The following is a 23,984-nucleotide window of genomic DNA, read 5'->3' on the forward strand; positions in this document are numbered from 1 at the left end:
CCCAACCACCCAACCTAGCCCCAACCACTCAACTACCTCTAACTCCCCAGCAAACATTTTTCAAAAAACAGCTATCTCCCCAAGCACCCAAAAAGGGTGTTTTTTCTTGTACCTCTTGTTAAACTACCTGCCGTCCTCGCTGAGCCAGGTGGGGAACAGTTGGCCGTTCTTCGCGTTTCTGGTGCTGGTTGCCTTCTCGCTGCTCTGTTTTCAGCTTTCCGTCAAGTTGTTCGAACGCAACTCGTTTGAGCGAAACGGTCGTTTCTGGGCTTGAGAAAAGCCCGGTTCACGTCTCCATTTTTATGCAGGAAGTTCCAGTCGCCTTGTCGAATTCTTCTTTCAAAGCAGGGAACTGAAAGGGGATTTCCTATGCCTGACTTCAATAAAGACATGGACATCACCAAGAACATTCGGATGATCGAATGGTTGAAAGCAGAACTGCTTGACAATGTTTCAGGATTGTTTCGTGGCTTTTTGAAAGGCACCGAGTCGGTGTTGCTCGACCATCTGGCCAACATCGTGGTGCTCACCTATATGCTGGCCCGCCGCTGCGGGATCGACTTTCACGAACTGGAACGCAAAGTTGTGGAAAAGGTCGATCAAGGCATCGAGACCGGACACCAGTCGGAAAGCTGGTACGGTGATCTCAGCGGTTTAAAAGAGCATATAAAACGGAGACGCTAATCTAAGCAGATGTAATTTCTTCATCTGCTTCTATTTTCTTTTGAAAGCGTTCCGGAACGGAAAATGGTATAACTAAAGGTAAGATAGCTACCAGTAGATATCTGGTCCTAGACATTGTTCCGGAACTCCTTATCGGAATTGGAGGGTGTTCACATGAAAGTAATCTTCTTACAAGACGTAAAAGGCCAAGGAAAAAAAGGCGAAGTCAAAGAGGTATCTCCAGGCTACGCACAAAACTTCCTTTTAAAAAAGAATCTGGCAGTGGAAGCGACCGCTGAGACGATCAACCGTCACAAGCAACAGGTGGCAGGCGAAGAGCGCAAAGCGGCTGGCGTGTTGCAAGACGCCAAAGATTTGGCTGCCGTATTAAAAGAGACGACCGTCATCTTGAAAACCAAAGCAGGCGACGGAGGTCGCGTCTTTGGCGCGATCTCGACCAAGCAGATCGCCGATGCGCTGAAAGAGCAAAAGAAATTGAATGTAGATAAGCGAAAAATTCTCCTGGATGAGCCGATCAAGTCGTTGGGCACCACAGTGGTCACAGTTAAACTGCACCCAGAAGTGTCGACTGAGATGCGCGTTCAGGTAGTTGCGGAGTAATACATCATGCTGAAAAAACTGCTTAAGAAACTCAATAAAATCCCGGGCAGCAAGCTGCACGAGAAGTTGGACAACGAAGAAGCGGTGCGCAGACAGGTCACCGCATTGTTTGGGATTCTGAGCAGTATCTATGGACCGGATAAGCTGGTGCTTCGCGCAGGGAAATTGGATGCCTTGTCGATGATGCGCTCTTCCGATGTGGCGCTGCGGGTGATCGCCTTGCAGCGCATCGTCTTTGAAAACCCGACCATCGAAGAGCGTCCGACGCCCGAACGCATCCCGGAGATCTTGAATGAAGTCGAAGAGGCGATCGCCAACTTCCTCGCCCGCAAAACGGTGGAGGAAGATCTGGAGAAGCGCGTCAATGATCGCATGCAGGAGAAACATGAAGATTACATCAAGGAAATCCGCACGCAACTGGTCAAGGAGCAATCCGGGCCGGAAAATGCGCAGACCTTGAAAAAATTTGCTCAGCTTGAAAAATTGGAGACGGTCAAGCTCGCCAAGTCCACCTATGAACTGGTGCGTCCCCAGCAGATGGATCAGATCGTCGGTCAAGAGCAGGCCAAGCGCGCGCTGTTGTCGAAGCTTGGCAGCCCCTTCCCCCAGCACATTTTGATCTATGGCCCGCCTGGGGTGGGGAAGACGACCGCCGCGCGGATTGCGCTGCAAGAAGCGGCCAAGCTCGCCGCGACACCATTTGCGGATGACGCGCCGTTTATCGAAGTGGACGGCACCACGCTGCGCTGGGACCCGCGCGACATCACCAACCCGTTGCTCGGTTCGGTGCACGACCCGATCTATCAAGGGGCGCGCCGCGATTTTGCCGAAACGGCGATCCCGGAACCGAAGCCAGGTCTGGTCACCGATGCGCACGGTGGGATTTTGTTTCTTGATGAAATCGGCGAGTTGGACCCCGTTTTGCAAAACAAGCTGTTGAAAGTGTTGGAGGACAAACGCGTTCGCTTCGAGTCCCCCTATTATGACCCGGACGATCAGAACGTACCCAAATACATTCAGAAACTGTTTGAAGAGGGAGCGCCTGCCGATTTCATTTTGATCGGGGCGACGACCCGCGATCCGTCGGAGATCAACCCGGCGCTGCGTTCGCGCTGTGCGGAGATTTATTTTGAGCCGCTGGTGCCGGAGCAGGTGGAGGAGATCGTGGCAGGTGCGGCCGAACGCTTACAGGTCAACTTGGAGTCAGGAGTGGCCAAAACGATCTCCAAGTATACGATCGAAGGGCGCAAAGCGGTCAATCTGTTGTCTGACGCGCATGGTCTCGCCGTCTACCGCACAGGCGCAACCGATGCGGAGTCGGTGTTGATCGCCGAACAGGACATCGAAGAAGTGTTGCGCATGAACCGACTGGTGCCCTATGTGCAGGACAAGGAGCAAAGTGAGGCGCGCGCAGAGGTCGGAAAGATTTTCGGCTTGGGCGTGGCGGGCTTCCTCGGCTCCACGATCGAGATTGAAGCGGTGGCATTCCCGGCGACAGAGGCGGGCAAAGGCCGTCTGCGCTTCAACGACACGGCAGGTTCGATGGCGAAAGACTCCGTGTTCAACGCGGCCGCTGTGCTTCGGCGCATCACGGGCAAGGACATCCAAGACTTTGATGTCCACGTCAACGTCGTAGGTGGAGGACGGATCGACGGTCCGTCGGCCGGTGTGGCGATCACGCTGGCGATATACAGCGCGATGCTCGGCAAGCCGATTCCACAGGACGTGGCGATCACAGGCGAGATTTCGATTCAAGGCAAGGTCAAGCCGGTCGGTGGCGTGTTTGAAAAGATTTTCGGCGCGCGCCAAGCAGGGATGACCACCGTGCTGGTGCCGTATGACAACCGTCGCGATGTGCCGAGCAATCCGGAAGGCGTCACCGTGCACCTCGTGAAAACGATCGACGAGGTGCTCCAACTCGTTTTTGCCGAACAGGTTGAAACGATCGCGGCAAGCTAGGAACTTTTAAGGAGGAGGCGACGCAACACAATGGAAGAAGAACTCGTGGAGCGAGTCCCTCCACAAAATGTAGAAGCGGAGCAGGCGGTGCTCGGTGCCGTCTTAATCTCCAATGAGGCGTTGATCACCGTCGCCGAGCTGCTCAGTGCGGACGACTTTTATCGCAAATCGCACCAATTGATCTTTGATGCGATCCAGCGCATTGCAGAAAAAGGCAACCCGGTCGATCTGGTCACCTTGACGACCGAGATGCAAAATCAAGGACAGATTGACGAAATTGGCGGGGTTCAATACCTCGCTTCTTTGTCTCACTCGGTACCGACGGCGGCGAATGTGGACCATTATGCGACGATCGTCAAAGAAAAGTCGGTCTTGCGCCGCCTGATCAACACGGCGACCAAGATTGCGGCGACTGGGTATACAGGCGCTGACGTGACCGAAGTGATCGACGAAGCGGAGCGCAGCATTTTGCAGATTTCGCAGGCGGGGAGCGTCAACAAAGGCTTTACGCATGTGAAAGATGTACTGCTCAATACGTTTGAACGGATCGAGTTTTTGTACAACAACAAAGGCGGCGTGACGGGTACACCGTCCGGCTACCCCGATTTGGACAAAATGACATCTGGGTTCCACGGCTCCGAATTGATCATCCTCGCCGCTCGTCCGGCGGTAGGGAAGACGGCGTTCGCTTTGAACGTCGCACAAAACATCGCCGTGCGCGCCGGGGAAGCGGTGGCGATCTTCTCGCTGGAGATGGGGGCAGAGCAGTTGGTACAGCGGATGCTCTGTGCAGAAGCGAACATCGATGCCGGGAAGATGCGGACAGGCTTTCTCGATGAGGATGACTGGCCGAAACTGACGATGGCGGTCGGAACGCTGTCGGAAGCGCCGATCTTTGTGGACGATACGCCAGGGATCACCGTGTCGGAGATCCGGGCGAAATGCAGACGGTTAAAAGCGGAGCAGGGTGGCAAACTCGGCATGGTGATGATCGATTACTTGCAGTTGATCCAAGGCAAAGGTCGCGGCGACAACCGTCAGCAGGAGGTCTCCGAAATCTCGCGTACCTTGAAGCTGATCGCGCGTGAGTTGGATGTGCCGGTCATCGCCCTGTCCCAGCTCTCCCGTTCGGTTGAGTCGCGGCAGGACAAGCGGCCGATGATGTCCGACCTTCGGGAATCGGGCTCCATCGAGCAGGACGCCGACATCGTCGCCTTCCTGTACCGCGACGACTACTATAACCCGGAGTCGGAGCGCAAAAACATCATCGAAATCATCATCGCCAAGCAACGTTCCGGTCCGACGGGGACGGTGGAGCTCGTCTTCCTGAAAAACTTTAATAAATTCGTCTCCTTAGAGAGAGCGCCGGGGGCTTAGTGCGATGAGCCGTTTTGAAAATTCCGATTGGCAAGTCGGCATGCCACTCCCTAGCCGCAAGGACAAGCATGGCCGCAAAAAAGGAAAAGCAAAAAAACAGGACGATCGGGCAGCTCTAGAACAACGCGCAGCAAACGCTGTCGTTCCCAAGCCACCGAAGTCCGAAGTTCCTGCGCCAGTGCTCGAACAGGAAGCGCCACGGCAGGCGGTAGACCCTTTCGTCCACGATCAGGCTGCCACGCTGCGCGCACATTGCGCCGCGCAAGATGCGCGGGAAGCCGCGCCGAACACTCATAGCGAGGATCAAGCGGTGCAACTGCGTGAAATGAGTTCTGCCCGTACGCAGGAGGAGATGCTGTTCACACAGCAACATGCGGCCGAGCTGCGCGAAATCCTCAAGACGAGAAAACAGGCGGTGGCAGCTACAGTTGCTCAGCATGAACTCGAGTGGAACGAGGAAGTGCAACAGGCGCATGAAACGCAGGATGCTGACACCGTGCAGGTCGAAGAGGAGACGGAGCCTGTCATCGGCAAATGGACCTATCGTCTGCTGATGATTTTCGTGCCACTCGTTTTGATCGGGGTGTTGGCGTATGGCAAGCTTGGCTATGTGCATCAAGTTCCGGAACTGGTGCGGGATAACGTGTCGGCCTACGAGCAAGGGGAAGGTTTTCTCGTCCTCAAGCCTTGGTGGTTCGGCCCGCCCGTCTACAAACTGGACGAGTACGTCGGAAGCGCGGGCAGCGATTTTTACCGCTATCAATTGAATTTGCGCGACTTCGCCAAAATTGTTGAGGAGCCGATCGTGCTCTGGCGCTTTCAAAAAGACTTCTTGCAGAAATAAGGCCCGGTTACTCCCAAGCGGAGCAAGCGGGTTTTTATTTGCTTGTACTGCTGTGCAGGCTCACGTCGAAGCGAAAGGCACCTACCCGATTGTTCGCAGGTACTGCTCTGCTCGCTGATAAGCGGTTTGCTCGGTCGAGCTTTGAATACGAATCTTGCATTAAATACGAACGATTTATATACATAACAAGAATAACGTTCGGAAAACACGTTGACATCCCAACCAAACCTTGCTAAACTCATTATGCTGACTAAGGCACGCTTTTCGTGAGCATGTTAATTTATGGAGGTGTTGTCGTGTGGCAACAGTAGTCGTTGTAGGAACCCAGTGGGGCGACGAAGGAAAAGGTAAGATTACGGACTTCCTGGCGGAAAAGGCAGGGGTTGTAGCCCGTTACCAAGGCGGCAACAACGCTGGTCATACCATCTGGATTAACGGAATTGAATATAAACTGCACCTGATCCCGTCCGGGATATTTTATGAAGAGAAAATCTGCGTGATCGGCAACGGCATGGTCGTCAATCCGGCCGCACTGGTCAAAGAATTGCAATACTTGCATGACAAAGGCGTTTCGACCAAAGGGTTGCGCATCTCCGATAAAGCACACCTCGTCTTGCCGTACCACCTGAAGCTCGACGAGCTGGAAGAGGAGAGCAAAGGCGAAGCGAAGATCGGCACGACCAGAAAAGGGATCGGCCCGGCGTACATGGACAAAGCGGCACGCATCGGCATCCGCATGATCGACTTGATGGACAAAGACGATTTTGCAGACATCTTGAAGCGCAACCTCAAGCAAAAGAATGAGTTGCTGACCAAACTCTATGGGGCAGAGCCGTTCTCCTTCGAAGAGATTTACGAAGAGTTTCTCGGCTATGCAGACCTGTTGCGTCCGTATGTGACCGACACGTCGGTGGTGCTCAACGAAAAGATCGACCAAGGCATTGACATTCTGTTCGAAGGTGCGCAGGCTTCGATGCTCGACATCGACCAAGGCACGTATCCGTATGTCACTTCCTCCAACCCGGTTGCAGGTGGTGTTACCATCGGCTCCGGCGTCGGCCCGACCAAGATCGATAAAGTCATCGGTACGGTCAAAGCGTACTCGACCCGCGTCGGCGACGGTCCGTTCCCGACCGAACTGCTCGATGAGACGGGCGATTTCATCCGCACCCAAGGCCGCGAGTTCGGCACCACCACGGGACGTCCGCGTCGTTGCGGCTGGTTCGATGCGCTGGTCGTCCGCCACGCGCGCCGCGTATCTGGTCTTGATGGCATGGCGCTGACCCGCCTCGACATCCTGACTGGCCTGAAGGAACTGAAAGTTTGCGTCGCCTACAACTACAAAGGCGAGACCTTGACCGAGTTCCCGACCGCCTTCCGCGTGTTGAAAGATTGCGAACCGATCTTCGAAACATTGCCAGGTTGGGACGAAGACATCTCCGGAGTGCGCGCGTTCGACGATCTGCCGGAGAATGCCAAAGCGTACATCCGCAAGCTGGAAGAGGTCACCAACGTACCGCTCGCGATCCTCTCCGTAGGACCGGGCCGCGAACAAACCATTCCGGTGGTTGAACTTTACACCGCACGCTAACGAACACATTATCAAACAGCCATCACATACATCTGTATGGATGGCTGTTGTTGCATCCTTCGACCGATCCTTTGCCCGATCAGCTGTTGATCGCATCTGCAAGGTCGGCAAGCACATCGGCTGTTTCCGATGTGGCTTCCATGTTTGCAGATGAATCGCTTTGCGCACTGAGGAGTGAACCCGATGATATCACACGAACAAGATCTAATGGCGCAAGTGGGCCTCATCGAACGACTTGAACTGCCCGAACAGGCTCGCGTGCTCGAAGCGGGATGCGGCACAGGGCCGCATTTGCGGCAACTGGCCCAAGTTCGTCCCAAGTGGCGCTTGACCGGCGTCGATCTCTGCTGTGCCGCGCTTTCGAGCGGTTGCATGATGGCCGCACTGCAAAAGAGTGGAATCGACTTTCTCCAACTCGATCTCTACAAACTGCCTTATGCGGACGGCTCCTTCGACTTCGTCTACACGCGCGATGTTCTCGATCACCTCACCGACCCGGAACAGGCCCTGCACGAATTGCGGCGCGTCCTCGCACCGGGCGGCACCTTGCTCCTTTTTGAACAGAGAGAACCCTCTGCCTGAGTCTATGGGCAGAGGGTTTTTGTTAATGATGTCCTTTGTTCTGTTCGACGATTTGCAGCGCCTGTGCGACACGGTCGGTCGGGCAGAGGATGGTGAGCAGCACATCAAGTCCGGTGATCATGCCGTCCCCATCGCTCAAGCCGGACACCGCTGGGTCAGAGCCGAGCAGAATGCCTGCGCTTTTGTTTTGGGTCAGCGTGTTTTCGATCAGCGTCTCATGGCCGCCAAAGTTGCCAGTAATCGGGTTGAGCACTTGCTCCGTCGCCTCGCCGGGCTGTGCGCTGACACGGTCGATTTGGAGATCTTCATCACCTGTGAGATCCAGTTGCTCCAACAGTTGCTGCTTCGCTTGTTCCGCCAGCGCCTCGGAGTTGAAATAGGCGAGAATCGTTTGTGTCTGTGCCATAAAAGCAGTCCCCCTTTACCTCTTGTAGTGTTTCCCATGCCCGAGAAACTAACCGATACCTTGCGCCCCGTGGTACAATAAAGCCTGATACCTTCATCAAAGAGGTGATAGGAATGGACTATAAGATCTTGGTAGTGGATGACGAACTACCGATTGCCGATATTCTCAAATTCTCCTTGGAAAAGGAAAATTATCAGGTTGTGCTCGCCCATGACGGGCAAGAAGCGGTCGAGAAAGCGATGGCTGAACAACCCGATCTGATTTTGCTCGACGTGATGCTCCCGAAAAAAGATGGATTTGCCGTCTGCCGCGAAGTGCGCGCTTTTTCCAGCGTCCCGATCATCATGCTGACCGCGCGTGACAGCGAGATCGATAAAGTGTTGGGGTTGGAAATCGGCGCGGACGATTATGTGACTAAGCCGTTTTCCAACCGCGAACTGATGGCGCGCGTCAAAGCAAACTTGCGCCGTCAACAGCAGCCAGAAGTGAAAGCTTCCGAGCAAAAGCCGAAATACACGGTGGGCGATCTGGTGATCGACACCGCCACCTACGAAGTGAGCAAACACGGACAGGACGCCGGGCTCACGCATCGCGAATTTGAACTGCTCATCTACCTGATCAAGCATCGCAACACCGTGCTCACCCGCGAACAGCTCTTGCAGGAAGTCTGGGGCTATGACTATTACGGCGATGTTCGGACCGTCGATGTGACCATTCGCCGTTTGCGCGAGAAGATCGAGGACGACCCGAGCAATCCAGAATACATTTTGACCCGTCGCGGAGTGGGCTACACGCTGAGGAGGTAGGGGCATTTGCTGCGCAGCATTCAGTGGAAGCTCGTCTTAATGTATTTGCTGGTGATTCTCGTTGCGATGCAAGTGATCGGCTTTTACTTCATCCAACGGGTCAACACGCACTTCCTCAATTCGTTTCAGGAAAAAGTATCAGGCCAGCTCCTCGTGCTCGCCGACGTATTGCCACCCTATCTCAGCGATAACCGCCAGAAGAACAATTTGCAAAATGACATCGGGTTTCTCGCCGACTCCTTTGCCAATGTGGCCGGGGCGGAGATCAACATCATCAACAATCAACAGATTTTGATCGCCACCTCTGGTAACAAGAACTATTTGGAGCAAAAGAGTTTGCAGCCGGAAGTCACCCGCGCGCTGCTCGGTAATGAAGCGGAGACGATCAAAGTCGATCCGAAAGATGAGCAACGCTATCTCTATTTCGCCATTCCGGTCAAAGAGGGCAATGCGGTGCTTGGTGCCGTCTATTGCGTGGCGCCGCTGTCATCCGTCTACCAGACGATCCACGACATCACCGTGATTTTCTACACGGGGACGGCGATCGCCATTTTGCTGACCGCAGGCTTGATCATCCTGCTTTCTCGCACGATCACCAATCCGATCGTGGAAATCACGAAAAAGGCGGGCGCGATGGCGCGTGGCGATTTTGACCAGACGGTGACGGTGCACTCCGATGATGAGATCGGCCAACTCGCCGAGATGTTCAACGAACTGCGCGTGCGGCTGCGAGAGGCTTTAACAGAAAATAAGCAAGAGAAGGACAAATTGGCAGCGATCCTCCAACACATGTCGGACGGCGTGCTGGCGATCGACCGCGAGGGCAGCATCGTCCTCGCCAATCCGGCCGCGGCACGAATGCTCAGTGCAGAGACGGTCGAGGAGCTGTTGGAACGCTCGCTCGACTCGACGATCATCTTTGGCGAAGAGGGCAACACCGAGATTTTGCTGACCGCTGTCTCCGAATTTACTTTGGAAGGCCCGTCCGGTCGGATCGTCCAAGCGTACTCGGTCCCCTATCGTGGGGAAGGCGTCGAAGATCGCGGGGCGGTGGTGGTGTTGCGCGACGTGACCGAAGAGGAACATGCGGACCGCGCCCGCCGCGATTTTGTCGCCAACGTGTCGCATGAGATTCGCACGCCGCTGACGACGATCAAAAGCTACATCGAAGCGCTCGAAGACGGTGCGATCGAATCGCCCGACTATTCCCGTCGCTTCCTCTCCGTCATTCACGGCGAGACCGAACGCATGGCTCGCTTGGTCAGCGATCTGTTGCAACTGTCCCGTCTCGATTCCAATCGCGAAAGCTTGCGCACCGCACCGCACGTGTTGCGCGATCTGGTGCAAAAAGCCTGCTTTCGCTTCACGATGCACCTGCAACGGCAGGAAGTGTCACTCTCCTTCGAGGTGCCGAGCAATCTGATTGTCAACGTCGATGCTGACAAACTCGACCAGGTGTTTGACAATCTGATCTCCAATGCGGTCAAATACACGCTCACCGGTGGGCGCATTCGGGTCAAAGCTCATCGGCCCAGCGGAAAATTCATTCTGGTGCAAGTGATCGACACGGGGATGGGCATCCCAAAACATGACCTGCCGCTGATCTTTGAGCGTTTTTACCGCGTCGATAAAGCGCGGTCTCGCGCGATGGGCGGAACAGGTCTGGGCCTGTCGATCGCCAAGCAGATCATCGAAATGCACGGTGGATACATCCGGATCGACAGCGAAGAAGGGCATGGCACGACCGTTTCTTTCACACTGCCTGCCTCGACAGGAGGAGTGTGATCATGATCGAAAAACTAAAAACCCTGCTGCTCGCTGTTTTGGTCGTGACCTCGTTGCTCTTGTCGCTTGGGATCTGGAGCATCACACCGCAGTATGAGTCGATCGACGGACCGCAATTTGCCTCGAATGTGACGATTTCCGACCCGAGCTTCGAACGCACGATGAACAATGTTCTCGGGCCGCGCAACATTTTGCTCCATCGAGGTGAGAACAAACACAATCTCTTATTTCCTGGGCAATCTGGCTATCAAGCGGCGCTCGCGATCCTCAGCAACTCCACTTTTTTTGACATCAAGATCGAGACCAAATTTAAAGACGAAGGCTGGAAGAAGCTCGTCAATGAGGGCCAAGGCATCCAGTATGAATTTGATGCTGTCGTGCCGATCACGCTGCTGAACGATGCGGATATACTGCACTTCACCTCGCGGCTGGAGCCGTTTATGAACTTCAAAACGTTCTACCTGCTCCCAGACGGCACCAACGAGTACCGGGCTATTTTTGTCGAAAATGCCGATACGATCTACAGCGCAACTGTCGTGTTGCCGCCCGAGGCGTTTGGTCGCTTGTTCGAAGAGCAGAAAGAAGCACCGCTCTATGCGCTACATGGGACCTCTTTGCTGCACCATTTCTATCTCCCGGTCGAGCGTCCGGTCGTCCACAGCTATTCGATCGACGTCAATCGGGTGATCGAAACGGACCGCTTGGTGGACTCGTTCTTCCTCGACAAGTCGATGACGCGTCGTGTGGTTGAGCGCGACGGCTCGGAAATCTTCACCGACGGCAACCGCATGGTGCGCGTCGATACGAAGCACCAGACGATCGAATATCGCAACTTGAACATCGAGGAAAAGCGCGTCAACCAACTGGACGAGGACACCAGCCTGGAGAAAGCGCTCGATTTTGCCAACGCGCACGGTGGGTTTCTCGGCTCGGTGTCGATCCATCAGGTGCGCACGATCCGTCCCACCGAGATGGTGTGGGGGCAGTTAGAATTCCGTTCAAACGTGTCGGGACTTCCGGTGATCGGTGATTTTTCGTCTGTCGCGGTTCAAGTGGCGCACAACAGCGTTACCGCCATGCGCCGTTCCGCCTATATGTCGGGAGCCAAGCCGGAGCGCGGTCGAGAGCTGCAATTGCTGTCCAGTGCCGATCTGCTGGAGTTGATCGAGAGCAATGCACTTCTGAAGCTGAACCGTGTCTCTGACGTCTATCTGGCCTATATGATGGGCGAACTTCATGGGCAGTCGGCCGAGCTGCGTCCCGTGTGGGTGGTCGAGCAATCGGGCGATTACCGCGAAGCAGTTTTTGACGCGGTGACGGGTGAGCAATTGCGCAGTGAAGGGGGGAAACTTCGTGGATTGGAGTAGAGCCAAGACCTATCTAATCCTGACCTTCCTCTTGCTCGATCTGCTACTCGGCTACCAATATTACACCTCGCAGCAGGAAGCGCTCGGCTATGTGCAGTCGTTTAATACACAGCTCGACGAGCTGAAAGAAGTGCTTAAAGAGCGGAAGATGGTGCTTGTCACCGAAGTACCCAAAGAAACGCCGGTCATGCGTTTCCTCCAAGTTGGGCATCCCAAAGAGCCGCTACCAAACATCGCGGCATCGATTCTGGTGGACGAGAAGGTCGTCGAGGACGACCAAAGCAAAGGCACGATGAAATTCAAATCGCTCGAAGGCGAATTTGAAGTGACAAGCGATGGGTATTTCAAACTTCGCTATCGCCCCGGGCTGATGAAAGCTGATATCGACATTGGGATCAAGCGCGGTCAGTATGTGCTGCAACGCCTTTTGCCAAACGTGTGGAACGGATCGCTGTACAAGGAGGACATGGCCTTGTACAGTGTGTCTGGAGAGAACACGACACTGCACTATTTGCAAAGCTACCAGCGCTATCCGATCTTCTCGGCGGTGCTCGAAGTGAATCTGGAGAATGCGGAGATTCTCGGCTATCGACAGAAAGCACTTGAGATCGGGGAAGAAGAGGAGCGTGGCCAGCGCGTCATCTCGGCGATCGGGGCGGTCCGGACCGTGGCGGAAACGTTCGACCCACAGGAGATCGGCAATCAAACGGGCAACGTCATCATCCATGAGGTCAAGCTGGGCTATTATTCGCAGAACTATGTGGGGGCCGATGTCTGGTACCTTGCGCCGATGTGGCGAATTGTGACCGATTACAAAGTGTTTTATGTCAACGCTTTGACGGGCCAATTGGAGAACAACGGATCGTAAGAAAGTAGGGGAAAAGTTTTGATACGCTTTAGCGTCTTATGCAGTGGCAGTACGGGGAACTCCATCTATGTTGAAACTGACCAGACCAAAATTTTGATCGACGCCGGGGTGTCCGGCAAGCAGATCACGTCCTCGCTGCAAGAGATCGGGGTTGCTGTTGATGATCTCGATGCACTGCTCGTCACGCATGAGCATTCCGATCATGTGCGTGGTGTTGGCGTCATGGCCCGCAAATGCAAAGGGCTGGACGTCTTTGCCACCGCAGGCACATGGACAGGCATGCAAAAGCAGGTCGGTGAGATTGCAGACGACAAGCGGCATGTGTTCGGGGTGGATGACGTGCTCGATTTTGCCGATTTGCGCATCGAGCCGTTCCCGATCTCACATGATGCCAACGACCCGGTCGGCTTTTGCTTCTATAATGGGACGAACAAGCTCGCCTTGGCGACCGATCTCGGCTATGCCAGCCAGCGCGTCAAACAGGCGGTCACAGGTGCGGACGCGCTGATCTTCGAGTCGAACCACGACACCGAAATGCTTCGGATCGGGCCGTACCCGTGGAGCGTCAAGAAGCGCATCTTGGGTGACAAAGGCCACCTTTCGAATGAGACGGCAGGTGACGTGCTGTCCGAAGTGATGAGCGGTGATTCGAAAGATGTGTATTTGGCACATTTGAGCCCAGACAACAACATGCCGGAAATCGCCGAGATCACCGTGCGCGGCGTGTTGACCCAAAACGGCTATCAAGTGGGCAAAGACGTGATGCTTCACGACACCTATCGCGACAAGCCGACGCCACTGAAAACGATCAAACGCCTGTAGATGGGCAAAAAAAAGGACCCACTTCCCGAGCCAAACGGGGGGTGGGTTTTCAATGAAAGAAGGGGGAGACAAAAGCAAGCTGGCTCACAGCTCAGTTGGCATACAGTGAACGATCATCCGCTTCGAGGGAAATGTCAGCATCGAGCTGCCGTGCCTTTTGAATGACCTGTTGGCGGTCGAGAATCCCTTTCTCGACGAGCAATTCCACGAGAGCGGTCAGGACCAGCGTGTTCTTATAGTCCACTTCCTTCAGATCGGCCAGTTGGGCGATCAGATCCACTTCGGTTGGCAATCCATTCAGTCGATTCATCGGGCACCCCTCCAAGTTTCGTTTCGTCCTTGCCTACCGCTTAGTTTGTCCATTTTGTGAAAAACTATACACATTTTGGCGGAAAAACTTCTATTTACCTGATGAGGAAGTTATTTATGGAGAATTTTCAAACAACTATATGAACGATTTTTGACAGACCGAGCGCCCCCCTTGAGTCGAGGAAAATATCCTCTGTATAATAAGGGTACACTGACACGTACACTGAGGAGGTTGTCCCATGGGATACTATGATGATTTTGATACAAAACCCAAGAAGAACAAAGGCAATTTGGGCACGTGGATCGCAGTTTCCCTCGTGTCTGCACTGATCGGCTCGGCTACCACCGTTGCACTGGTGCCAATGATGATCAATTCGAACGTGATTGAAACCAAGTCCGCATTTGCAGATAGTAACAACACCAACGGCGGATCGAAAGAAACGATAAATGTAGACGTCCAGACCGGAGTGGTCGAGGCGGTAAACAAAGTGAAACCGGCGGTGGTCGGCGTCCTCAACCTGCAGAAGAGCCGCGACTTCTTTGGCCGAAGCCAAGACGAGCAGACGGCAGGCACCGGCTCTGGTATTCTGTTTGACGATAAGGGCCACATCATCACGAACAACCACGTCGTCGAAGGCGCGGACACAGTCGAAGTGTCGCTGCAAGACGGCAAGCGCATCAAAGCGAAAGTGCTCGGAGCAGACGCGATGACCGATTTGGCGGTGCTGGAAGTGGACCCGAACGATGTAAAAGGTTTGACTCCGGCGAAATTCGGCAACTCCGAGTCGCTGAACATCGGTGAGCCAGCCATTGCGATTGGCAACCCGCTCGGGCTGAAATTTGCCCAGTCGGTCACCGTCGGTGTCATCTCGGCCACCAAGCGTGAAATGCCGATCTACGACGAAAAAGGTTCGGAAGTGTTTTCGCAAAACGTCCTGCAGACAGACGCGGCGATCAACCCGGGCAACTCCGGCGGCGCGCTGGTCAACATCAAAGGAGAATTGATCGGAATCAACTCGGCCAAGATCTCTTCGACAGGAGTTGAGGGGATTGGGTTTGCCATCCCGATCAACGAAGCGCAACCGATCTTGCAACAGCTGATGGAAAAAGGCGAAATTGTGCGTCCCGTGATGGGGATCACCCCGGTGGCGCTGTCCGAAGTACCGGAAGGCTACCGTGGCAAAGTGCCGGTCGAACAGGGCATCTATGTCTACCAAGTGCATGAAAACGCGAAAAAGGCAGGGCTCGCAGCGGGTGACGTCATCGTGAAGATCGATGGTGAGGCGACTGAGGACCCGATCCAATTGCGTAAGATTCTGTACAAGAAAAAGCCTGGCGACAAAGTCAAAGTAGAGTTCTACCATGATAGCGAACTGAAAACGGTCGAAATGACGTTGGCCAAACCGTAACAACGAAGCGGCAGAGCGCCCTGAAAAGGGGTGCTTGCCGCTGTTTTTTTGGACAAAAACAGGAGAGACTGCTAGTATAAAGTCACCAACACAAGACGAGGTGGAACCACCATGTACGTCGTTTGCAAAGAGCACGTCGAAATGGCACTTGACGATTTCGTAGAAGAATTTGAAGGCCAAGCACCGGACGTCCACAAACTGGACGACCTTTCCTTCACCGCGTGGCAAGCTCCGGCCAAGTGTGAATACTGCGAGCAACACCCTAAGTACCTGATCGTCTAACCGATCATCGAAGGGAGCATTCCGGGTCATGAACATCAATCTGCTTGCTGTCGGCAAGCTTAAAGAAAAATATTGGACGGGAGCCGTTGACGAGTATGCGAAGCGGCTCTCTTCGTATTGTAAAGTGCATGTTGTTGAAGTGCCTGACGAGCCGACGCCAGATAACGCGTCGGCGGCGCAGGAAGAGATGATCAAGAAAAAGGAAGCGGATAAGCTGCTGGCAAAGGTAGGGGAGCGCGATTATGTGATCGCGCTGGCGATCGAGGGGAAGGGTCTTACCTCGGAGGACTTTGCTGCACATTTGGACAAGATGGCCTTGCAGGGGTACAGCACGTTTACGTTTATCATCGGTGGCTCGCTTGGGCTGCATGAGGATGTGCTGAAGCGGGCGAACTATAAGCTGTCGTTTTCGAAGTTTACGTTCCCGCACCAGATGGTGCGGGTGATTTTGCTCGAGCAAGTGTACCGGGCGTTTCGGATTCAGCGGGGGGAACCGTATCATAAGTGATTGATAAATGAGACGACTATTTCAATGGCAAAGACCTGAATACGGCACTGACCAACGCGAAAACGTACGGGCTTGGTGTGGAGATGGAACTGGACCGTGATGCCAAGTTTCTGGGCAGCACAAAGCGGAGCAGCTTTATCAACTACCTCAATGCTGGCGCGAACGGTTGGTACATGGGCGGTTGGGTCTGGGATGCCCAAAAAGTAAACCGGTATCATACGATTCACGACTTGGTCGACCTGAATGACCGACTGTATGACAACATCTATCAATTTGTCAAAGGTACGTATCAGAGCGGTACCGCTCTGCTGAATTCTCGCTAGTCCCTGCTTGCAGACAAATGCCCTCGTTGCTCATGGAGCAAGAGGGCGTTTGTTCGTTTTATGATTCATTTACAGTAGGGCGTGACTTCATTTGCGGTGCCAGCCATACCGTCCCGGTTCCGCGATACACATTGACCAACCCTTCGCCCGAAGCTGCCGAGCCGATTAGGGTTTTCCCAGCCCTCTCGACGGTGAAGTCCAGGGACTCCGACCACATGAGCGCAAAGTTTCCATCGACCTTCAGCACATCATTCCGCAACTCGACAACGATAACTTCTTCGGTAGGAATCGGCGCTTCGAGAGCCAGGATGCCTTTACCTTTGGCGCTTAGATTAAACAGTCCTTCTCCGCCAAGTGCGGCAGAGGAGATGTTCTTGCGCGCAGAGACGGAGAGTTCCAGCGTCGTCTCGCACGCCAAGAACATGCCGTCCTCGATCACAATATGGTCGTTGTCCACATCGATGATCCAGAGATACTTATAGGTGGTTTCCAGCAGAATCGTACCGGTCCCTTTGTAGAGAGGTTTGATTGCACTGGTCGAAGTCACTGCACTGGAGACTAGATTGCGCATAAAGCCTCCCACACTTTTTATACCTGTGGTCATTTCAATATTGCCAACCATATACTGCATGGCCCCTGCTTTCAGCATAACCTCACTGTTTTCCAATTCGATCATCAGCTGCTTGTTGCGCATATTGCTCTTGCTCATGAAATAATTGGTTTGTGCCTCCTCAAAAGTGGTGCTCAGATCCTCTTTATACTCGATTACCGTAAATCTTCCAATTTGTTCCTTTATCACAACATTGCTGTTGTCTCTCAGATTGTTTATCGTAAACGCCATAATGATGGAAGCCTCCTGTGGCAGTTATGATCGCGAAGATGTGCAAACCTTCCTTCAAGACGTTGATATTCGACAAAAAAAGGCAGGTCACCTTCCATACTGAATAATCAATTAAACCAGAGTAAAGATGAGTGAATCGTGAACATGTCTATATACCAGAAAGGTGAAAGACGCTTCCTGAGCACAGCTGCCATACTTTGGGTGGTTTTTCTTTTGCCATGAAATCGCAGTTTTATCTTGAAAAGGGAAGGGGTGGTTTTGACCAAAATGCCTATATTAATTTTGAAATAGGGGGGAAGCACTTCTTGCGATCGACCGCGAACCTCTACAGTCCGACAACATAGAAAATACCCTCCATTGGAGGGTATAGTAAAATAACATATATCGGGATAGGACCTTATTTTTGGTAAACAACGCGTGGAAAAATCCTATCTATTCCACTACATGCCCATGTTGGCGCAACACATCACATGCCGCTTCAAGGACCGCTTCTTTTACAAGGAGGTAATCAGTGTCATATGTCGAAATTGCAAATATGCTGATACCAGCCTCTGCGAGTGGAGAGGTCAATCCAGCGAGAATCCCAGTCAGTGAAAAATCAAGTGTGCCTGCAACTTGCAACCCGCGCCATGATTCTTCGATTTTACCTTCAAATGACTCTGGAACCCATCGGCTCTCAATTGTCACCGACAACTCATCAGCCGTCCGCGTGATCGACAGAAAACCGTCCGCTTCTAAAGCCCACACTGGAATTGTTTCTGGCACTGGCACCTGTACAACCGATAGAAGTTCTGGTAATACTTTCAGGGTTAATGCATTCATCGGTTTCATTCCCTTCGTTTTACATAAACACATGATACAAAATGACTGCCGCACTATGAAACTGTTTTGTTCGTCAATCAGCAATATTGTACAGGGAAGTATCTTTGTGTTCAAAGAGTAATTCTTACAGTACAAAATGTCAATCAAGGGAGTCAATTCAGTAGTGCTTGCTGCCGTTACGGTGAGCCGTATCATAAGTAATTGAGTAATGAGACGTTGTGAGGAGACCTCGCCAACTATACCTTCGGGTTGGCTGAGGTCTTTTTGTGTTGAGGTTTTGCGCGGGATTTCTATATGGAGGTTGATCTTGTCGAGTTTGCGTTGCGGGGTCAGGAGACGACATTGGAGTTAAAGATTCTCGGGAAAGCGAACTAATAGACAATGTGAGCCAAAATGCTTCATTCAGTATTAATCTTACAAATAGTGCACTGCCTTATTTGGGATGTGATATCATTAATAATGATTGCTTAGGGACTTGTGTTTTACAGTTGAACATACATGACTCACTCTGGAGGGTAACAAGACGACTGTCGATTACACGGCCACTATGTCGTTTTGGGAAAACCCTATTGGAAGACGGATTCTCGAACTAATGAATGAAAAGGGAAGTGCATTCTCCATTCGTGCGTTTGCAGATTGGTTAGGAGAGAACCGTGAAACATTTAGGCAAACGCTTTTGGGTAATCGTCCGATCTCGTTGGGACATACGATATTTCCAGCGCTCAAAATATACATGGGGCGGTACTCAGACAGTAAACGTTTACGCTACTTACGGAAACTAAGCATGATTTGGAGGGTATTGTAAAGGAGGGGATTGATTGAAGAAGTTAAATCTGTGGTGGTTTTTAGTTCTGATTGGTATTGGTGCAGGTGCTGTTCTTTATGTGGATGACAGGCGAGAAGCGCAGCATAAGCAAGAGTATGTTACTCATGTTGCAAGGGCGATATCCTACGTCGGGATGGCGGAATTAGAAGCCCAGCAGATTCTGGACCGTTGGGAAGAGTCTACTCCGTTTGAAGTGCTCAACTCCATGTTATCCATCTCCTCATCTCTCCATGCTGCAGAGGTCGAGTCAGACTCATTGGGAGGATATCTACGGTACCATGACGACTTGAATTGGGGCGGCAGCTCTACCTTTATCTCTTATCTTTTTAAGTTCTACAAAGATGTAGTAGACAGGAGATTTCGCGAATCGTGGCAATATGGTCATCTTTCGAATCTTAACGGCGATGAAGCGGTGTATTGGGGTTCCATACGTCAGGATCTCACGGTTTTGCAAAGGGATCTTCATCACCTAGCTTCCGTAGACAGCAAGGTGTTTGAAGAAAATGATCGGTCGAAACTGTACCAATTCTGGATTGACTGGACTTCTACTCTACAATTTCGAGAACCACATGAACGTTATCAGCAGATGTATAGCATGACCCCTTGATGCTACTACAAAACGTGTTAAGTTGAGTTGAAGAAGAGGCTGACCCATGATTGGGTCGGCCTTTTTATGCTGACTCGCGTACAAATGTTGTGGTGAGGCATACGAGGCATTATCGAGGTTAGTTGGCAGGAAAATTTGCACATGCTATGGCTGAAATAGTAGAAGCAGATGATCAGAATTTGATTGAAGGGCAAGATTTAGATGAAATCTATCAAATTACGCAGAATTGTAATTCCACCGATCTTGACCATAATTTCTCTTCTCTCGGAGGGGTTGTCCGTTGGAAGTGGGGAATTTTCAACTGTTTATGTTGAGGATTATACAACCGTTGTTCACCTCAAAAGGGTGACAGATTAGAGTAAGACAAAGTTAGACCTCCAAGGCTGCCGGGTATCAAGGGAGGTATAATTTTTATTTAGTCACACAATAAACCTCCTCTTTTCAACTTGTATTCATCTTCTGTATAATGATGTTATTAAATCTAGGAGGTTACCGATGAGAATACGAGAGCAAGATTTTTTTCATGGTGCAGCACTGACTCGTATAGTTGAACACCAGTCGTTTAAGGCTCTTAACAAAGCTGATGAACGTTATGGTCATTACCTAATTAATGCGGACACTAGAATTTTCGTAAAGTATAGAAGTAATGAGGAGTCTCCATGGCAATTTAATTTCACAGCTACGGAATTAGAGGGGATAAGGGAAGACCTAGTTGCCGGAGCGCGTGTTTTTCTCTGTCTCGTCTGTGGTGAGACTACGATTTGTGCACTTGACTCTGAAGAAATCACGACGCTCTTAGATATAAACTCTACAGTTCAACAACGTATCAGCGTTGAAGTACGACAGGTCAGAGGTTCCATGTGGCTTAGTGGGAGCCTTGGAAACCTGGATCGATCGATTCCGCACAACGCATTCCCGAACAAACTCTTCCAATCCCTATAGCTTCAGGCTTGATCAGACATACGGTTAGACTTGCTCCTTACACTTAGTGCTTAGGAAGTGCAAACATGCCAAATTCAGATCTTTTTAAGCAGGAGATAGAACAGATTTTGGGAAGAGCACGTACAGAAGGGCGAGAGTCGGTAGATATTTGCTCAGGTGACCTTCATCGAAGTGTAGGTGGGTATCCGTCTAGAAATCACAGAATGGTTAGTTGCTGTCAAGTGATGTACTCAATGATGAAGCCAGCAGACTTAATTCTCGAAGCCCCGCCAAAAGGGAAAGGTGCCTCTCTAAAGGTTCGATATTTCCTTTGAGCGTAGTGTCTTTTGTTCGTCAAATGTGTAGCAAAAGACCTCCTGGCTTACAAGCTCAAGGGAGGTCTGCTTCAGCTATAATATGATTTGTGAATAAGTTGCCACGCTTCATTCAACTTCGGACAGAAAAGCGTAGGCAAGCTCTCTTCCTCTACCGAACTTCTGTAATAATTTCACTTCTGCTTCTTGCAATTTTGAAAGCATGTCAACAGGAGCCTCTACCCCTTCAAAATACTTTCTGCCTTTCTCGTGGCCGGTTTCAACATAGCCCCAAATAGAAGGTTTGAATACACACACGAAATTCCATCGATTAATACCGACAGTATACTGAATAAATTTTAAACGGCCAGCTGCCGTTCGCCAATGTCCACATATCGCATCATAATGCGATTTTCCGTCCTTCAACCCATTATGGATTTTAAGCATAACAATCCCTTCCTTCATCGATAACCCTCTCTTTCGGTTAAAATAGAACTCATTTCTTTTTTTACCGGAAACTATTCATTCACATGATAGAAAGGGTGTACTTCGGTGAGAACTACTCCATACAATCAATTGAAGAAAATCGCGAAAGGAAACGCTAAGGAAATGAAAGTGAGTTATAGATATGTCACGGATGCACTTGAGCAGTTATATAGCATTCAATATAGGATTGCAGCGCATCATTTCGCGTTTATATCAAATGGTTTTACGTCACGATATATTTATGAAGGACTGGCATGGACGGCCTATTTCAAAAATATGCATACCTTGTACACAATCATCGAACTTATGAAGAAGGGACTGGTCGGGTCATTGAGGATCCTCCTCAGATATGTGTACGAGTTTCTGGTAATAGGAAAATACACAGTGATTAGCAAAAACCATAGGTTAGCAGAGATGTGGGAGGCTGGGGATGAAGTACGGATGGAGCGGGATGTTTTTAAAAAGATCCGATATCCAAGGTCTGAATCCTTGAAACACTTATGGAAAAACCTCTGTAGACTTGCTCATGGAACAATATTTTCACAGCAAGGAAGTTTAGACATAAAGGACATACGCAACGAGCTATCTTTCGACTTCATTGTAGTTGCGATGCTTTTAGAAATGAATTATCACTACCTCAATACGCATCTGATTACATCGAAGCTCAGATATTATGTGAGTTACTACAATGCAGAAGAATTTAAGAAGATGAAGAAACAAAGGAAAAAGGCGAAACAAATCATGAAAGTCCTTCGGACATATATGAAACCGGAAGCGAAAAGCGCCGTATACGATTATAAACGTACATGGCAAGTTAGGTGATATCCGAACCTGTCAGGGGGCGCAAATGTGACAAACAAAGAGTATCAAGAAATGGTAGAAAAGAAATTCAAGAAAAAGTTAAGAGAAGTCATGCACGATCTGTGTGTGAAACGAAGTGTCGTTGCTTATGAAGGCGCAGAGATTCTTGGTGTGCCCAAGAAGACTTTTGAGGCTTGGAGAACTAGGTATAGATTTGGGCCACTACAACTTCAAGCAGACTATGCTGAGAAGCAAAGTAAAGAACAGATCGAAGCCTACAGTGAAGAATTGAAAGATGTTGATATCCTACGCTCTTTTCAACTGCAGGATGAGACGTCTTTAGCCGGCTTCCAGGAGGTGCTACTGCGATATTTGGAGTTGTACAAAGCCAAACGTATTACAGTCGACTCAGGCAGCACGGAAGAGATGTTGCTAATGATGAGAATTAGAATTTTTGAAGAAATCTTGCAACTACTTGATTCGTATTTGCAGGGGGAGCATCATGATAAATTCATGAGAGCAGCAAACTTCTTACTCATGAAGATGAACCGCTCAAATTAACCATCGACAAGGGGAGAGAGTATGCCGATCGAAGTAGGAATTTGGAATGTCAGTAATGGCGTGAAACGCGTAAATTTCACCCCAATTGCATCAGAAAAGAAGCTCGAAGAGATCTTGGAAAAGGATATCTCGATCATATCGGATGATCTGTTGTTAGTAGGCAGACAAATCCCAACTGCATACGGCAAATACATAGATTTGTTGGCGATTGACCAAGAAGGCAACATTGTCATCATGGAATTAAAAAAGCAGAGAACACCACGTGATGTGGTGGCCCAGATCATTGACTATGCCAGTTGGATTCAATCGTTGTCCTATGACGAGATCGTGCAAATCTACGAAGACAATAACGGAGCACCGTTAGAGGAAGCGTTTATTGCGAAATTCAATACGGGGCTGCCGGAGGAAATCAACAAATCTCACCAAATGATCATTGTTAGCGCGGAACTGGATTATGAGACGGAAAGAATCATTCAATATCTTTCCACGAATTATGGTGTTCCGGTCAACGCTGTATTTTTCCGTTACTTCAAAGAAGGCCCAGAGGAGTTTATCTCGAGAAGTTGGCTGATTGATCCAAACGTCGTGGAAGAAAAGTCTTCGATATCGAAACAGGACAATAAAAAAGAAAAATGGAACCAACAGGATTTTGTGGTGAATTTCGATGATGACCAGTACCGCAGCTGGAGTGATGCTGTGAAATATGGCTTTGTTTCAGCCGGTAACGGGAAGTGGTACAGCAGGACGCTTGATTCATTGTTTGTTGGTGCGCGAGTTTTTTGTATGATTCCCAAAAGCGGTTATGTCGCGGTAGGGAAAGTAACGTCCAGCTCTGTCCCACTGAAGGATGCAGAAGTAGAAGTGGATGGTGTGACGATGAAACTAATCGATTGTGATCTTCAGGCGAGTAATATGAAACACGATCTAAATGATCTCGATCGCTGTGAATACGTTGTGAGAATTGAGTGGACTAAGACAGTAACTAAAGAGGATGCATTCTGGATCGCAGGATTAAGAGCTAATCAAAACAGCGCGAATAAATTACGGCATCAATACACCATTGAAAAAGTCTCGGAGTTTTTCGGTTTGTAACATGAGAAGGCAACACGCTTGAAGCCATCTGAGCTCCTATGTTAGAATTAACTTACGGAACTTGCATAAAATAAAAAGAGACCATAGATGCTGTCAACACCTACGGTCGGTTTACACAACTGATACCCCGAAGGGTGTCGGCTCATATGGGATTCAAAGAATAGATCGCCTGAGCGCCAACTCAGAGGGCG

Annotated in this window: 26 protein-coding genes; 21 read left to right on the forward strand and 5 right to left on the reverse strand. The window is 50.8% G+C overall.

Annotated features, from left to right (window positions below):
• Positions 1-106: 106 nt before the first annotated feature.
• From CIG75_RS20490 to CIG75_RS00525, 8 genes are all read left to right on the forward strand, one after another.
• The gene (locus tag CIG75_RS20490; protein WP_157729304.1) at positions 107-274 is read left to right on the forward strand and encodes a hypothetical protein; all 168 of its coding nucleotides are present in this window, start codon (positions 107-109) and stop codon (positions 272-274) included.
• 95 nt (positions 275-369) lie between these two features.
• The gene (locus CIG75_RS00495) at positions 370-684 is read left to right on the forward strand and encodes a MazG-like family protein (protein ID WP_094234862.1); all 315 of its coding nucleotides are present in this window, start codon (positions 370-372) and stop codon (positions 682-684) included.
• A gap of 153 nt (positions 685-837) precedes the next feature.
• Entirely contained in the window at positions 838-1,284 is a 447-nt protein-coding gene (gene rplI, locus CIG75_RS00500; protein WP_094234863.1) for a 50S ribosomal protein L9, read from the forward strand.
• A 6-nt stretch (positions 1,285-1,290) separates the two neighbouring features.
• On the forward strand, positions 1,291-3,243 hold the full coding sequence (gene lonC, locus CIG75_RS00505) for a Lon family ATP-dependent protease (protein ID WP_094234864.1): 1,953 nt from the start codon (positions 1,291-1,293) through the stop codon (positions 3,241-3,243).
• 30 nt (positions 3,244-3,273) lie between these two features.
• Positions 3,274-4,620: a replicative DNA helicase gene (dnaB, locus tag CIG75_RS00510; RefSeq protein WP_094234865.1), complete on the forward strand. Its 1,347-nt coding sequence runs from the start codon at positions 3,274-3,276 to the stop codon at positions 4,618-4,620.
• A gap of 4 nt (positions 4,621-4,624) precedes the next feature.
• On the forward strand, positions 4,625-5,464 hold the full coding sequence (locus CIG75_RS00515; RefSeq protein WP_094234866.1) for a hypothetical protein: 840 nt from the start codon (positions 4,625-4,627) through the stop codon (positions 5,462-5,464).
• 298 nt (positions 5,465-5,762) lie between these two features.
• Complete coding sequence (locus tag CIG75_RS00520) at positions 5,763-7,055, forward strand: adenylosuccinate synthase (RefSeq protein WP_094234867.1); 1,293 nt, start codon at positions 5,763-5,765, stop codon at positions 7,053-7,055.
• A gap of 183 nt (positions 7,056-7,238) precedes the next feature.
• Positions 7,239-7,637, forward strand: a complete 399-nt coding sequence (locus CIG75_RS00525) for a class I SAM-dependent methyltransferase (RefSeq protein WP_094234868.1) — start codon at positions 7,239-7,241, stop codon at positions 7,635-7,637.
• Between the two features lie 22 nt (positions 7,638-7,659).
• Here the strand turns inward: CIG75_RS00525 and CIG75_RS00530 are convergent, their stop codons facing one another.
• Positions 7,660-8,043, reverse strand: coding sequence for a hypothetical protein (locus CIG75_RS00530; RefSeq protein WP_094234869.1), 384 nt, complete (start codon positions 8,041-8,043; stop codon positions 7,660-7,662).
• A 113-nt stretch (positions 8,044-8,156) separates the two neighbouring features.
• Between CIG75_RS00530 and yycF the strand changes: the two genes are divergently transcribed.
• Genes yycF through CIG75_RS00555 form a run of 5 tightly spaced genes read left to right on the forward strand, consistent with a single transcriptional unit; the run spans position 8,157 to position 13,691 of the window.
• A complete protein-coding gene (yycF, locus tag CIG75_RS00535; protein WP_094234870.1) occupies positions 8,157-8,849 on the forward strand; it encodes a response regulator YycF in 693 nt (230 codons plus the stop codon).
• 6 nt (positions 8,850-8,855) lie between these two features.
• Positions 8,856-10,634: an ATP-binding protein gene (locus tag CIG75_RS00540; protein WP_094234871.1), complete on the forward strand. Its 1,779-nt coding sequence runs from the start codon at positions 8,856-8,858 to the stop codon at positions 10,632-10,634.
• Positions 10,635-10,636: 2 nt separating this feature from the next.
• Positions 10,637-12,001: a YycH family regulatory protein gene (locus CIG75_RS00545; protein WP_094234872.1), complete on the forward strand. Its 1,365-nt coding sequence runs from the start codon at positions 10,637-10,639 to the stop codon at positions 11,999-12,001.
• Positions 11,988-12,869 carry a two-component system regulatory protein YycI gene (gene yycI, locus CIG75_RS00550; RefSeq protein ID WP_094234873.1) on the forward strand — a complete coding sequence of 294 codons (882 nt, stop codon included), beginning with the start codon at positions 11,988-11,990 and terminating at the stop codon, positions 12,867-12,869. Before CIG75_RS00545 ends, yycI begins: the two co-directional genes overlap by 14 nt.
• Positions 12,870-12,890: 21 nt before the next feature.
• Positions 12,891-13,691: an MBL fold metallo-hydrolase gene (locus CIG75_RS00555; protein WP_094238274.1), complete on the forward strand. Its 801-nt coding sequence runs from the start codon at positions 12,891-12,893 to the stop codon at positions 13,689-13,691.
• Positions 13,692-13,782: 91 nt separating this feature from the next.
• Here CIG75_RS00555 and CIG75_RS00560 read toward each other — a convergent pair whose 3' ends face one another.
• Positions 13,783-14,001, reverse strand: a complete 219-nt coding sequence (locus tag CIG75_RS00560; RefSeq protein ID WP_094234874.1) for a hypothetical protein — start codon at positions 13,999-14,001, stop codon at positions 13,783-13,785.
• 238 nt (positions 14,002-14,239) lie between these two features.
• Here CIG75_RS00560 and CIG75_RS00565 point away from each other — a divergent pair, with 238 nt between their 5' ends.
• From CIG75_RS00565 to CIG75_RS00580, 4 genes are all read left to right on the forward strand, one after another.
• Positions 14,240-15,409: a S1C family serine protease gene (locus tag CIG75_RS00565; RefSeq protein ID WP_094234875.1), complete on the forward strand. Its 1,170-nt coding sequence runs from the start codon at positions 14,240-14,242 to the stop codon at positions 15,407-15,409.
• Positions 15,410-15,520: 111 nt separating this feature from the next.
• Complete coding sequence (locus CIG75_RS00570) at positions 15,521-15,691, forward strand: CxxH/CxxC protein (protein WP_094234876.1); 171 nt, start codon at positions 15,521-15,523, stop codon at positions 15,689-15,691.
• A gap of 28 nt (positions 15,692-15,719) precedes the next feature.
• The gene (rlmH, locus tag CIG75_RS00575) at positions 15,720-16,199 is read left to right on the forward strand and encodes a 23S rRNA (pseudouridine(1915)-N(3))-methyltransferase RlmH (RefSeq protein WP_094234877.1); all 480 of its coding nucleotides are present in this window, start codon (positions 15,720-15,722) and stop codon (positions 16,197-16,199) included.
• Between the two features lie 83 nt (positions 16,200-16,282).
• Positions 16,283-16,522 (forward strand): hypothetical protein, encoded by a 240-nt coding sequence (locus tag CIG75_RS00580; protein WP_094234878.1) that lies wholly within the window; start codon positions 16,283-16,285, stop codon positions 16,520-16,522.
• A gap of 58 nt (positions 16,523-16,580) precedes the next feature.
• Here the strand turns inward: CIG75_RS00580 and CIG75_RS00585 are convergent, their stop codons facing one another.
• Positions 16,581-17,363, reverse strand: coding sequence for an AIM24 family protein (locus CIG75_RS00585; protein WP_094234879.1), 783 nt, complete (start codon positions 17,361-17,363; stop codon positions 16,581-16,583).
• A gap of 432 nt (positions 17,364-17,795) precedes the next feature.
• Complete coding sequence (locus CIG75_RS00590; RefSeq protein WP_094234880.1) at positions 17,796-18,185, reverse strand: ACT domain-containing protein; 390 nt, start codon at positions 18,183-18,185, stop codon at positions 17,796-17,798.
• An 818-nt stretch (positions 18,186-19,003) separates the two neighbouring features.
• On the opposite strand from CIG75_RS00590, the gene CIG75_RS00595 reads away from it, so the two are divergent.
• Positions 19,004-19,618: a cytochrome P450 family protein gene (locus CIG75_RS00595; RefSeq protein ID WP_094234881.1), complete on the forward strand. Its 615-nt coding sequence runs from the start codon at positions 19,004-19,006 to the stop codon at positions 19,616-19,618.
• Positions 19,619-20,982: 1,364 nt separating this feature from the next.
• Here the strand turns inward: CIG75_RS00595 and CIG75_RS00605 are convergent.
• Entirely contained in the window at positions 20,983-21,318 is a 336-nt protein-coding gene (locus CIG75_RS00605; protein ID WP_094234883.1) for a hypothetical protein, read from the reverse strand.
• An 87-nt stretch (positions 21,319-21,405) separates the two neighbouring features.
• Here CIG75_RS00605 and CIG75_RS00610 point away from each other — a divergent pair, with 87 nt between their 5' ends.
• Genes CIG75_RS00610 through CIG75_RS00620 form a run of 3 tightly spaced genes read left to right on the forward strand, consistent with a single transcriptional unit; the run spans position 21,406 to position 23,793 of the window.
• Entirely contained in the window at positions 21,406-22,161 is a 756-nt protein-coding gene (locus CIG75_RS00610; RefSeq protein WP_094234884.1) for a hypothetical protein, read from the forward strand.
• 27 nt (positions 22,162-22,188) lie between these two features.
• Entirely contained in the window at positions 22,189-22,701 is a 513-nt protein-coding gene (locus CIG75_RS00615) for a hypothetical protein (RefSeq protein ID WP_094234885.1), read from the forward strand.
• 21 nt (positions 22,702-22,722) lie between these two features.
• Positions 22,723-23,793 carry an endonuclease NucS domain-containing protein gene (locus CIG75_RS00620; RefSeq protein ID WP_094234886.1) on the forward strand — a complete coding sequence of 357 codons (1,071 nt, stop codon included), beginning with the start codon at positions 22,723-22,725 and terminating at the stop codon, positions 23,791-23,793.
• Positions 23,794-23,984: the final 191 nt, after the last annotated feature.

This window comes from Tumebacillus algifaecis (assembly GCF_002243515.1).
Taxonomy (GTDB): Bacteria; Bacillota; Bacilli; order Tumebacillales; family Tumebacillaceae; genus Tumebacillus_A; species Tumebacillus_A algifaecis.